Genomic DNA, 11,811 nt, shown 5'->3' with positions numbered 1-11,811 from the left:
CGGGTTGTGAAGCGTTAGCGCGTCGCGTAGTCGTGCGTACCGGCCGCCGTCCGGAGTTGGTGGCGACCGCGCCCCACGGACCGCAGCGTGCCGTTGAGGAACTCCTCGAACTCGGCGAGCTTGCTGTCGACGTAGACGTCGCACTCGCCCCGCAACCGGTCGGCCTCGGCGTGCGCCGTGTCGATGAGGCGGGTGGCCTCGGCGTTGGCGGCCTGCACCACCTCGTTCTGCGACACCAGGCGCTGCTGTTCCTTGATGCCCTCTTGCACGGCCTTCTCGTAGGAGATGTTGCCGTTCTCGGTCAGCCGGTCGGCTTCGGCCTGCGCGCGGCTGACGCTGGCCTCGTACTCGCGTTTCGCCGCCGTGGCGATGCGAATCGATTCCTCGCGAGCCTCACCGACCATCCGCTCGCTGTGCTGGCGAGCCTCGCTGACCATCCGATCGGCCTGCGCTTTTGCGTCGGACAGCAGCCGGTCTGCCTCCGCACGGGCGTGGTTGAGCATCGACTCCGACTCGGTGGTCGCCGAGGACACCATGGATTCGGCGTGTGCCTTGGCCTCGTGCAGCATCGAATCACGCGCGTCGAGCACATCCTGGGCGTCGTCCAGCTCCCCGGGAATCGCATCCTTGATGTCGTCGATCAGCTCCAGCACGTCGCCGCGGGGGACCACGCAGCCCGACGTCATCGGCACGCCACGGGCTTCTTCGACGATGGCGCCCAATTCGTCCAGTGCCTCAAAAACTCGGTACACGGCCATACCCTCCTGGCGTCGTTTGTTGTTACCAGTGTGCCTGGTGTTACGTCTGTGACAGTGGTGGCGAGGCCGGTGTGTCGGGTATTTGCCAGGCACAAACCGCGAAACGCCCCAGCACACCGGCACCGACCTGGCCGTCGCGAGTGAAATCCATAAAAACGCCCGTTCACGCAATCGTCGCAAGCCCAACGGCCGCGCGAGGTCATTCTGCCCATATTTTTTTGCCCGGGCCCCCGCACCGACTTTGCAGCCATTCTAGGGACCGCCGCAGTTTCAGGCCGGAAATGGGGGCCGGCGCTCGCCCCGCCCGCCTTGACCTATACCCCTATGGGGTATAAGTTTGCGCCGAACGGACCCGGCGGCGCGGCCCATGCCGAATTGTGCAACCGAAACGGAGGACTCAGTGAGAGTGCTGGCGGCGGTCGGGCACGCCTTGGCCTTGGCGGGGTCGATGACGTGGGAAATCCTGTGGGCGTTGATCCTGGGCTTCGCCCTTTCCGCGGTGGTTCAGGCCGTGGTCCGTCGCTCCACGATCGTGTCCCTGATGGGCGACGATCGGCCGCGCACGCTGGCGGTGGCGGCCGGGTTGGGGGCGGCATCGTCGTCGTGCTCGTATGCCGCGGTGGCATTGGCGCGATCGCTGTTCCGCAAGGGTGCCAACTTCACCGCCGCCATGGCGTTCGAGATCGGCTCCACCAACCTCGTGGTGGAGTTGGGCATCATCCTGGCCCTGCTGATCGGCTGGCAATTCACCGCCGCGGAGTTCGTCGGCGGCCCGCTGATGATCGTCGTGCTCGCCGTGTTGTTCCGGCTGTTCGTGCGGTCCAGGCTCGTCGACGCCGCCCGTGAGCAGGCCGAACGGGGAATCGCCGGCTCGATGGAAGGCCATGCCGCCATGGACATGTCCATCAACGGGGAGGGCTCGTTTTGGCGTCGGCTCTTTTCCCCACGGGGCTTCACCTCGGTCTCGCATGTATTCGTCATGGAGTGGCTGGCGATACTGCGTGACCTCGTTCTGGGCCTGTTGATCGCGGGCGCCATCGCGGCATGGGTGCCCGAAAGATTCTGGCAGGGCTTCTTTTTGGCCGATCACCCGGGCTGGTCGGCGCTGTGGGGGCCGCTCGTGGGACCGATCGTGGCGATCGTGTCCTTCGTCTGCTCGATCGGCAACGTGCCACTGGCCGCGGTGCTGTGGAATGGAGGCATCAGCTTTGGCGGAGTCATCGCCTTCATCTACGCCGACCTGCTGATCCTGCCGATCCTCAATATTTACCGCAAGTACTACGGCACCAGGATGATGCTGACACTGCTGGGCACCTTCTACGCCGCCATGGTCAGCGCTGGCTACCTGATCGAATTGCTCTTCGGCACAATGCATCTCATTCCAACTCAGCGCAGCGCCACGGTGATGCAGGCAGCAATCTCGTGGAACTACACCACCTGGCTCAATATTGGCTTCCTCGTCATGGCGGCGATACTGATCGCCCGGTTCATCACCACGGGCGGACTCCCGATGGTGCGCATGATGGGCGGCTCCCCGGAGCCGGCGCACGACCACCACGATCACACCCATGAAGGCCGCGAGCGGCACGGCGAAATAACCTGAGCCACGGTGTCTTTATCCATCGCGCAACTCCCCCGGGCTACCGGTTCACCGCAATTTGTTTCGCGGTGCGCACTCCCGCTGGGCGGCAACCCACGCTGATCGGCTGACCGACGTCAGGCCCCGCGGCGGGAAAGCTTCTCGCGCATCCGGCGATTCACCGGCTCGGGCAATAGTTCCGACACGTCGCCGCCCAGCGTCGCGACCTCCCTGGCCAACGACGACGACACGAAGGAATACCGCGGCGCGGTCGCCACGAAGAAGGTGTCGACGCCGGCGATGTGCTTGTTCATCTGCGCCATCTGCAGCTCGTATTCGAAGTCGGTGCCGGTGCGCAGGCCCTTCACGATGGCGGTCATCCCGCAAGACCTGACGAAGTCGACCACCAGGCCGTGTCCGGCCTCCACCCGCAGGTTGGCCAGGTGTGTCGTCGACTCGTTGATCATCGCGATTCGCTCGTCGAGCTCGAACATGCCCTTTTTGGCGGGGTTGGTCAGGATCGCCACCACCACCTCGTCGAATTGGGCCGAGGCGCGTTCGAACACGTCGACGTGACCCAACGTGACCGGGTCAAACGACCCCGGGCATACCGCGCCGCTCATGACGCGCGCCGGCGACGATGCAGAGCGAAGCGATGAGAAGGAGCGGCGCTCATGACGCGCGCCGGCGACGATGCAGAGCGAAGCGATGAGAAGGAGCGGCGCTCATGACGAATGACGGTACACGCCCGCCTCGGAGCGTTCGGCCAGCTCCAATCGGGTGTCGCCGTAAACACGCTGGGGCCACGGGGACCAGCCCGCCGGCCAGGTCAGCGGCGCGCTGCTGGTCGCACGCTCCACCACCGCGACGGTCCCCTCGCGCACCCAGCCATGGGTGGTGAGGGCGGCCAGGACGGCCTCCAGCTCGGCGGCCTCGACGTCGTAGGGCGGGTCGGCCAGCACCAGGTCCACCGGAGACCCGGTCCCCGCCGCCAAGACGGCCGCCACCGTTCCGCGGCGCAGCGTCGCACCGCCGAGGCCCAGGGCTTTGATGTTGCGCGCGATGACCGCCCCGGTGCGCGGGTCGGACTCGATGAAGAGCGCGGAGACTGCCCCGCGCGACAACGCTTCCAGACCCAGCGCGCCCGAACCGGCGTAGAGGTCCAACACCGCCAGGCCGGTCAGGTCCCGCCGGACGGTCAGGATGTTGAAGAGCGATTCACGCACCCGGTCGGTGGTCGGCCTGGTTCCCCGCGGCGGGACGGCGATGCGCCGGCCCCCGGCGACGCCGCCAATGATCCGGGTCACTGTGAGACACCTAGAGAAGGGTCGACCAATAGCTCCAGAACCGCACCATGATCAGTAGAAACACCGTGGTAACCCACAGCACGCATATCGACCATCGCCATTCGTAAAGCACCCGCGCTGTGCCGGTTTTCAGGCCGGTTTTCAGGCCGGTTTCCCGCCTTTCGAGCACCGGACGAAACACGACAGACGCAACTACGATCAGCAACGAGACGGTCATCACCCAGACCACCATGCAGTACGGGCACAGCGCCCCGATGCGGTAGAGGCTCTGGAAGATCAGCCAGTGCACGAACACCGCACCCAGCAGCGTCCCGACCGCCAGTCCAATCCAATACCATTGGGGCAGCGAAACTTTCGCCACCGCCAGCACTCCGGTGACGAGCACCACGGTGAAGGCCACGATGCCGAGCAGCGGATTGGGGAAACCAAATACCGACGCCTGCGGCGTGACCATCACCGAGCCGCAGGCGAGGATTGGGTTGAAATTGCACGACGGCACGTAAGACGGATTCAGGAGAATTTTGATCTTCTCCACCGTCAGGGTCATCGAGGACAACAGGCCGATTGCACCGGCAATCAGCACCCACCACGCACTGGGCGCGGCTACGAGCCCTCGGGAACGCGAATCCGGTGTCAGGGCGCCGGAGTGCTCGGCGGGTTGTGCTGACACCGGGGTTGTCACGCGGCCCCGGGGGTGACTGCGGTGTCTATGCCGGGCACGTCGCCCACGATGCCTTTGATCTTGCTGACCAGCGCGTCGGGCGTCGACGGGTCGTAATCCTCGCCGTTGATCTTGATGGTTGGGGTCGCGTTGATATGTGCGGACGCTGCCTCGCCGGCGACCTTGGAAAGGTACTTGCCGCTGTTGATGCAGTCCGGGACCGTGCCCGCGGCGCCGGCTTCGCGGGCGAGTTCGATCAGCTTCGCGTTGTCGGGGAAGCTGGTGCCGCGTTCGTCGGGCTGGATGTCGGTGGTGTACAGCGCGGTATGGAAACGGCGGAACGCATCGAGGGACTCATCGGCGACGCACATGGCCGCCGCACCCGCCCGCGACGAATAGTTCTGGTTCTTCGGGTTGTCGAGAATCGACACCATGGAGTAATCGGCCGCAATGGCGCCGATGTCGATGAGTTTGGACACCGTCGGCCCGAAAGTGCGCTCGAAATTACCGCAGGCCGGGCACAGAAAATCCTCGTAGAACGAGACGACGGCCTTCGGGTTGGTGGTCCCCGCCTGGGTGACCAGCTTGCTCGACGTCACCCGCACCGTATCGCCCGTGCCGGTGGTGCCGCCCTTCTTGTGATGCGACGTCACGATGTAGAAGACGAGCGCGACCGCAAAGATCACGATGAACGCGGTCCCGCCGATCTGGACGAGTCGGCCGGATTTGCCGCCGACGGACTTCATGTCGAGTCGCGCGGGACGCTTGGATTTGTCGGCCACGGGTTCGCTGATCCTTCGGTGCTCTATTCGGCTTCGTGCGGGCTTGTCCGGCTGTCGGACAATGGCGCCTCCACATTACCGGCGAGACGACCGACGACGATGCCGACCGCCCGGCGGGTCAGACCCGGCTGAGGTGAGCGCGCAGGGCGGATATCAGCTCGCTGGTCCCGATGGCGCTGTCGCCCCCCAGCTGGAAAACGCTGGCGAACCCGTGCGTCAGCGAACCCATGCACCGCAGGTCGACCGCGGTTCCGGCGGCCCGCAGCGCCGCCGCGTAGCTCTTGCCTTCGTCGCGCAATGGGTCGAAGCCCGCGACCGCGATCAGCGCGGGCGCCAGCCCGGACAGCGACTCGGCCAGCAGCGGCGACAGCCGCGGATCCGTCGGGGCAACACCGGAGCCCCGCACGTATTGCGCGTGGAACCAATCGATGTCCCGCCTGGTCAGCAAGAAGCCGCGGGCGAACAGGCTCAGCGACCGGGTTTGCGCGGTGAAGTCGGTCCGCGGGTAGATCAGCCATTGGAACACAGGGGTAGGACCCCCCTCGTTTTGGGCCGCGTCCCGGGCCAGTTGGCACACGACGGCGGCCAGGTTGCCGCCCGCGCTGTCACCGCCGACCGCGACCCGCCCAGGGATGGCGCCCAGCTCACCGGCGTGCTCGTAGGCCCACCGGAAGGCCGCATAGGCGTCCTCGACCGCGGCCGGGGCCGGGTGCTCGGGAGCCAGCCGGTAGTCGATCGACAACACATGGACGCCGGCGTCACGGCAGGTCAATCGGCACAGCGCGTCATGGGTTTCGAGATCCCCGATCGCCCAGCCACCGCCGTGGTAGAAGACCAGCAGCGGCCCGGTCTCACCACTGGCCGGACGGTAGTGCCGCGCGCGGATCGCACCGGCAGGCCCGGGTAGCGACAGGTCCTCCACCTCGACGTGAATCTGCGGACCGGCAAATCCCACGCAGATCTCGCGCAGGTGAGCGCGGGATGCGGCCGGGTCGTCGTCGACGACCATCCCGTCGAAGCCGACGGCGCGCAGACCCGACAACATCATCTGAAGCGTGGGGTCGAGGGTATTGCCGTCGATGATGATCGAACGACCGCGGAACAGCGCCCGCCTTGCGGCGGTCGGGATCCACGGAATGACCTTGACGCCAACGGTGGCGGCCGCGCCCTGCATGCGGCTGGTCAGGCGCGTTGTCGCGTGTTTCGCCCCGAGATCGAGGCCCGGCGCACCCGGCGGACTCTTGGTCATGGACTGCTCCCTCGAAAACGTAATTCGATCCCCGTCGTCGGCCCGGAGTCGTCCAAGCCCCCGCCGGCGGACACCGAGCAGGCGGTCACTGTCGCGCTGCGCGCCGCGACCAACTCTACGTGGTGACCAAATTGTGGAATGCCGACCAGGGACGCGGACAGACACCCGCGTAGGTGTGGATTCGATGGCATATCCAAGCTGGGTACTATCGTGATCCCAAGTCGGTGAACCCCAGACGGATTGCGAGCAACCTCGACGTGTTCGATTTCGAACTCAGCGCCTCGAACTCAGCCCCCGAGATGGCGTCGGCCTCGCTCGTTGGCGGGACCGGCTGGGTCCGGATCCACGAACCTTCAATTTCACAGGTAGGTGAATGACGTTGACTGGCGAGGCGGGCACCGCCGTACCCTCAATAGCGCTCAATGACGAAAACACCATGCCGGTGCTCGGCCTGGGGGTCGCTGAGATATCGGACGACGAGACCGAACGCGCGGTGTCGGCGGCGCTGGAAATCGGCTGCCGGCTCATCGACACCGCTGCCGCCTACGGCAATGAAGCCGCCGTCGGCCGCGCGATTGCCGCTTCCGGGATTCCGCGAGCAGAGCTGTTCGTCACCAGCAAACTGGCCACCGAAGATCACGGTTTCGCGAAGGCACACGAGGCCTGCAGCGCCAGCTTGGAGCGACTCGGACTCGATTACGTCGACCTCTACCTGGTGCACTGGCCGGCCCCGGGGGCGGGCAAATACGTCGACTCGTTCGGCGGGCTGATCCAATCCCGCGGTGAGGGCCATACCCGCTCAATCGGCGTCTCGAATTTCACCGAGGAACATCTGTCGATGGTCATCGACCTCGCCTTCGTCACGCCGGCGGTCAACCAGATCGAACTGCACCCGCTGCTCAACCAGACCGAGATGCGCAAAGCAAATGCGGAGCACAACGTTGTCACCCAGGCCTACACCCCACTGGCTCTCGCCAAGTTGGTGGACAACCCGACCGTGACCTCCGTCGCCGGCGAATACGGCAAGACGTCCGCACAGGTACTGCTGCGGTGGAACGTGCAACTGGGTAATTCGGTCATCTTCCGGTCGACCAAAGCCGAGCGTATTGCCAGCAATCTGGACATCTTCGATTTCGAATTGGCCGCCGAACACATGGACGCGATCAACGGTCTCAACGACGGCACCCGGTTGCGCCCGGATCCGAATAGCTACGACGGCTCCTAGCGAGCCGGCTGTCCCGCCCTACCCGGTCGGGCAGGTGGCTGCCGCCCGTCGCAGTACATCCGACGAAGGCTCGTCCAGCGGTAATTGGTAACCGCGTAGCACGGCGATGAACTGCATGGCGTACTGACACGCGAACGCGGCGTTCGGCGGCATCCACAAAGCGGGCGGCGAATCGCCTTTGTCCTGATTGGCCTGCCCTTCGACGGCCAGCAGGTTGGCCGGATCGTTGGCGAAACGTAGCCGCTCCGGGAACGGCCAGTTGTAGGCCCCCATGTCCCAGGCGTAGGCAAGCGGGACGATGTGGTCGATCTGCACCGATTCGCCGACCTGGGCGCCGCGCTGAAAGGTGACGGTGGTGTTGGTGTACGGGTCGTGCAGGGTGCCGGTGGCCACCGCATTCGGACAGCGCTTGACCGACACGTATGTCTTGTCGACGAGATCCCGGTTGAGGATGTCGTCCCGGGTATCACAACCGTTGTGCCCGAGCGGGGCATCGTTGTTGTCGTCCCAGGCGTCGCCGAACGCCGCGCGGCGGTAGTCGTAACGGTGGGCCCGCTGCGGCAGCACCGCGACGCCCGCCAGCACATCGGTTCCGGGCGCAACCGTGGGGACATCGGCGCGGGCGGCGACTTCAGCGTGCCTGATCGCCGCTGATCCCAGCGTCTGGTAGGCGACCAGCACGGCGAGCACCGCGGCCGCCGACAACCACAACAACAGTTTGCGGTTCATGACTTGTCCAGGTATTCGATTCGGTCAGTATTGGTGAATCGTGCTGCCATCAAGGCCAATCCAGCATTTGAGGGGTCCTGCTCATAGGCCCGGATGCAGAAGTCGCGGGCGGCTTCGATGAACGTTCCATGCTCGGCCAGCGACAACAGCCGCAACGTGATCGCCCTGCCGGACTGGTTGCGGCCCAGCACATCTCCTTCCCGGCGCTCCTTGAGGTCCAGGTCGGCAAGGGCGAAGCCGTCCATGGTCTCGGCGACGGCGCACAGCCGCCGGCCGGCGGACGATCCCGGCGAGACCCAGCTGGCCAGCAGACACAGGCTCGGATGCTGGCCGCGGCCGATGCGGCCGCGCAGCTGATGCAGCTGGCTGATTCCGAACCGGTCGGCGTCCATCACCAGCATGACCGTGGCATTGGAGACGTCGACACCCACTTCAATCACCGTGGTGCACACCAGCACATCGATTTCACCCGCGCGAAAACCGGCCATCGCGGCGTCCTTCTCCTCGGCGGGTAACCGCCCGTGCATGAGCCGCAACCTCAGGTCGGCCAGTTCCTTGGAACGTAGCCGGGCAAACAGCCCTTCGGCGGTGGCCGATGGGCGGGCGCCTGGTTTGTCGGCGTCATCGGTCTCGTCGATCCTGGGCGCCACCACATAGGCCTGACGGCCGTGGGCAACCTCTTCGATGATTCGCTGCCAGGCGCGGTCGAGCCATGCCGGCTTGTCCGTGACGAAGATGACGTTGGTGGTTATCGGTTGGCGCCCGCGCGGGAGTTCGCGCAGCGTCAAAGTTTCCAGGTCGCCGTACACGGTGAGCGCGACGGTGCGCGGAATCGGCGTCGCCGTCATCACCAGCAGGTGAGGTGTAACGCCGGCACGAGCCTTGGCGCGCAATTGGTCTCGCTGCTCGACACCGAAGCGGTGTTGTTCGTCGACCACCACCATGCCCAGGTTGTGGAATTCCACCGCGTCCTGCAGTAGCGCGTGGGTGCCGATGACGATCCCGACCTGGCCGCCGGCGATCTCGGCGCGGACGTGCTTTTTCTGCGGGGCCGTCAGCGACCCGGACAGCAGCGCCACCCGGGTGGCGTTGTCAGCGCCGCCCAGCTGGCCCGCCATCGCCAACGGTCCGAGCACATCGTTGATCGATCGCAGGTGTTGCGCCGCAAGAACTTCCGTCGGCGCCAGCAGCGCACACTGATAGCCGGCATCGACCATCTGCAGCATGGCCCGCACCGCGACGATCGTCTTCCCGGACCCCACCTCACCCTGCAGCAGGCAGTTCATCGGACGGGTCGCCGCGAGCGCATCCGTCAGCACGTCGAGCACTTCGCGCTGTCCCGCCGTCAGCTCGAATGGCAACCGCCGCAACAGTTCCTCAGCCAGACCATCGGAAGGCGGCGGTGCCGGGGGGCCGGATTCGGACAGTTCACCGTGCCGGCGGGCGACCAGCGCCCACTGCAGGCCGACGGCCTCGTCGAACGTCAATCGCTTCCGCGCGCGCTCGCGTTCGTACTCGTCTTCGGCGAGATGAATGGCGCGCAGCGCCTTGTCTTCGGAGATGAGGCCGTGCGCCGCGCGTAATGAATCGGGCAACGGATCGGGCACCGGGTCCAGGACGGCGAGAACCTGACGCACGCAGGCGAAGATGTTCCAACTCTGGACCTTGGCGCTGGCCGGATAGATCGGGAAGAAGTGACGTTCGAAAGCATCCGCGAGCTCTTCGCCGGTGGTGGCATGTGAGGCGTCGGCGATGCTCTTGAGCGACCTGGTGCCGCGGTTCTTTCCGTCCGGCGAGTCGACGATGAGGAAGGCGGGGTGCGTCAGCTGCATGACGTTCCTGTAGAACCCGACCTCGCCGGAGAGCATCACCTTGGTGCCCTTGGTGAGGTCCTTCATGATGTAGTTCGCGTTGAAGAACGTGGCGGTCATCCGGCCGCGGCCGGAGCCGACGGTGATGCGGTGACACATCTTCTTCCGGTTCTTCTTCATGGGAAACGACTCGGTGGCGACGATCGTGTCGACGATGGTGATGTGCTCACCGGCCGGCGGCCGCTCGTCGTCGGCGCCCCAGCGGCTCGCACCCTCGGTATAGCTGCGCGGGTAGTGGCGCAGCAGGTCGTCGACGGTCCGGATGCCCAACGCCTCGTCGAGGGGGTCGGCCACCTTGGCACCGATCACGTAGTCCAGCCGGTCGGACAGTGATGCCACGGCTACTCGACCCCGATCAGCAACGCATCACCGCGATGCCCGGTGTGGTAGATCACCAGCTCGGTCCCGGGATGATTGTCGTGCACATGTGCTCGCAGGATGTCGCCTACCGCGGTGACGTCGGCTGGTGTCTCGATGCCGGCGCCGATCAGGACGGTCACCAGGTCGCCGCCCGACGCCAGCAGCAGGTCGAGCAGGCCGATCGCCGCTTCGGCCGCATCAGCGGCCACGATCAGCACCTCGTCGCCCGCGATGCCCAGGCCGTCACCCGGCTGGCAGCGCCCGGCCCAGGTCAACGCGCTCTCGGTGGCGATGCGCACCGAGGCATGCCGGGCCGCGCCGGCCGCGCGGGCCATGGTGTAGCCGTCGTCGACTACCTGCCTATCGTTTTCGTGCACGGCCAGCGCGGCCAGGCCCTGCACCATCGATCCCGTAGGTATCGGGACCACATCGATGCCCCAACCGGTGGCCGCCGTGCAGCCGGCCACCAGTTCCTCGGCGGCCACATAGCCGTTGGGCAGCACCATCACCTGTGCGGCGCCGGTGTCCACCATCGCCCGCACCAACTGGTGAGCGCTGATATCCGTGGCGGGATAGCCCGTATCCGGCCCCGGTTGCAGCACGCAGGCACCCTCGGCGGCGAACAGCTCGGCGGCACCGTCGCCGTCGACGACGGCCAGCACCGCCCGTTCCCGCGTCCAGCTGCCCGCCGACAGTCCGGTGGCACCGGAGCAGAGGGCCGACACCACGATCCGGCTCAGCCGCCCGGCCTCCAGTCCCGCTTCCACCGCGGCGCCGGCGTCGTCGGTGTGCACATGTACGGAGTAGGTTTCGAGCGGGCCGGATTCCTGCCCGGCCGCCTGGGCGATGGCCACCGATTCGCCGAACTCCTCAAGCCGATTCCGCAGCGCATCCGCCGCCGCGGCATCGCAACCATCGAGTCGGTACATCACCTCGAATTGCGGCGCCGGTTGCTCACCGGGCCCCGGCGGCTGCAGGACGGGCGGCGACAGCTCGTACACCGTGCGCGAGGGCGCCTGACCGGTGATGGTCGAGCGCAGCGCGTCCAGCAGGACAAGCAGACCCCGCCCACCGGCGTCCACCGCACCGGCGTCGGCGAGCACGTCGAGCTGCTCGGGGGTCTTTTCCAGCGCCACCACCGCCGCGTCGCCGGCGGCGGTGATCGCCGGGGCCAGCCCCTCCGCGGCGCACTCTTCGACGGCGTCGGCGGCGGCCCGCAACACCGAGACGATGGTCCCCGGCACCTCCTCGCCGCCCATCGACGTGATGACCAGCTCGACGCCGCGCTGC

11 protein-coding genes and 1 pseudogene are annotated in these 11,811 nt (G+C 66.4%); 3 read left to right on the top strand and 9 right to left on the bottom strand.

The genetic code is table 11. The annotated features are described in order from the left end of the window. Nucleotides 1–14 precede the first annotated feature (14 nt). Nucleotides 15–752 (bottom strand): cell division protein SepIVA, encoded by a 738-nt coding sequence (sepIVA, locus tag ACLP4W_RS05990; protein WP_442385095.1) that lies wholly within the window; start codon nt 750–752, stop codon nt 15–17. Between the two features lie 373 nt (nt 753–1,125). Here sepIVA and ACLP4W_RS05985 point away from each other — a divergent pair, with 373 nt between their 5' ends. Further along, the gene (locus tag ACLP4W_RS05985; protein WP_442385063.1) at nt 1,126–2,361 is read left to right on the top strand and encodes a permease; all 1,236 of its coding nucleotides are present in this window, start codon (nt 1,126–1,128) and stop codon (nt 2,359–2,361) included. A gap of 113 nt (nt 2,362–2,474) precedes the next feature. Here the strand turns inward: ACLP4W_RS05985 and coaD are convergent, their stop codons facing one another. From coaD to ACLP4W_RS05960, 5 genes are all read right to left on the bottom strand, one after another. Beyond that, nucleotides 2,475–2,960 (bottom strand): pantetheine-phosphate adenylyltransferase, encoded by a 486-nt coding sequence (gene coaD, locus ACLP4W_RS05980; RefSeq protein WP_442385061.1) that lies wholly within the window; start codon nt 2,958–2,960, stop codon nt 2,475–2,477. Between the two features lie 102 nt (nt 2,961–3,062). Further along, complete coding sequence (gene rsmD, locus ACLP4W_RS05975) at nt 3,063–3,644, bottom strand: 16S rRNA (guanine(966)-N(2))-methyltransferase RsmD (RefSeq protein WP_442385059.1); 582 nt, start codon at nt 3,642–3,644, stop codon at nt 3,063–3,065. Between the two features lie 10 nt (nt 3,645–3,654). After that, nucleotides 3,655–4,326, bottom strand: a complete 672-nt coding sequence (locus tag ACLP4W_RS05970) for a vitamin K epoxide reductase family protein (protein WP_442385057.1) — start codon at nt 4,324–4,326, stop codon at nt 3,655–3,657. Continuing rightward, on the bottom strand, nt 4,323–5,087 hold the full coding sequence (locus ACLP4W_RS05965) for a DsbA family protein (protein WP_442385055.1): 765 nt from the start codon (nt 5,085–5,087) through the stop codon (nt 4,323–4,325). Before ACLP4W_RS05965 ends, ACLP4W_RS05970 begins: the two co-directional genes overlap by 4 nt. A gap of 118 nt (nt 5,088–5,205) precedes the next feature. Continuing rightward, a complete protein-coding gene (locus ACLP4W_RS05960; protein ID WP_442385053.1) occupies nt 5,206–6,336 on the bottom strand; it encodes an alpha/beta hydrolase in 1,131 nt (376 codons plus the stop codon). A 173-nt stretch (nt 6,337–6,509) separates the two neighbouring features. Here ACLP4W_RS05960 and ACLP4W_RS05955 point away from each other — a divergent pair. Then, nucleotides 6,510–6,709 (top strand): annotated as a pseudogene (locus ACLP4W_RS05955) (aldo/keto reductase); the annotation flags it as partial. A gap of 6 nt (nt 6,710–6,715) precedes the next feature. Further along, nucleotides 6,716–7,561, top strand: coding sequence for an aldo/keto reductase (locus ACLP4W_RS05950; protein ID WP_442385093.1), 846 nt, complete (start codon nt 6,716–6,718; stop codon nt 7,559–7,561). Between the two features lie 18 nt (nt 7,562–7,579). Here the strand turns inward: ACLP4W_RS05950 and ACLP4W_RS05945 are convergent, their stop codons facing one another. The 3 genes from ACLP4W_RS05945 to ACLP4W_RS05935 form a co-directional block, all read right to left on the bottom strand. Further along, nucleotides 7,580–8,290, bottom strand: a complete 711-nt coding sequence (locus ACLP4W_RS05945; protein WP_442385051.1) for an HNH endonuclease family protein — start codon at nt 8,288–8,290, stop codon at nt 7,580–7,582. Then, nucleotides 8,287–10,500, bottom strand: coding sequence for an ATP-dependent DNA helicase RecG (gene recG / locus ACLP4W_RS05940; RefSeq protein ID WP_442385049.1), 2,214 nt, complete (start codon nt 10,498–10,500; stop codon nt 8,287–8,289). Before recG ends, ACLP4W_RS05945 begins: the two co-directional genes overlap by 4 nt. A 2-nt stretch (nt 10,501–10,502) precedes the next feature. Beyond that, a partial coding sequence (locus tag ACLP4W_RS05935; protein ID WP_442385047.1) for a DAK2 domain-containing protein occupies nt 10,503–11,811 on the bottom strand: 1,309 nt, incomplete at its 5' end.

It is taken from the genome of Mycobacterium sp. (assembly GCF_052145595.1).
In the GTDB taxonomy this organism is placed as follows: domain Bacteria; phylum Actinomycetota; class Actinomycetes; order Mycobacteriales; family Mycobacteriaceae; genus Mycobacterium.
The sequence above is the reverse complement of the archived record's forward strand: the minus strand, read 5'-3'. Positions and strand labels throughout refer to the sequence as shown.

What these genes read in the sequence shown, in the direction of transcription:
- ACLP4W_RS05985 (WP_442385063.1), top strand. Translation starts at nt 1,126, where the DNA reads ATGCCGAATTGTGCAACCGAAACGGAGGACTCAGTGAGAGTGCTGGCG.
- coaD (WP_442385061.1), bottom strand. Translation starts at nt 2,960, where the DNA reads ATGAGCGGCGCGGTATGCCCGGGGTCGTTTGACCCGGTCACGTTGGGT.
- ACLP4W_RS05960 (WP_442385053.1), bottom strand. Translation starts at nt 6,336, where the DNA reads ATGACCAAGAGTCCGCCGGGTGCGCCGGGCCTCGATCTCGGGGCGAAA.
- ACLP4W_RS05945 (WP_442385051.1), bottom strand. Translation starts at nt 8,290, where the DNA reads ATGAACCGCAAACTGTTGTTGTGGTTGTCGGCGGCCGCGGTGCTCGCC.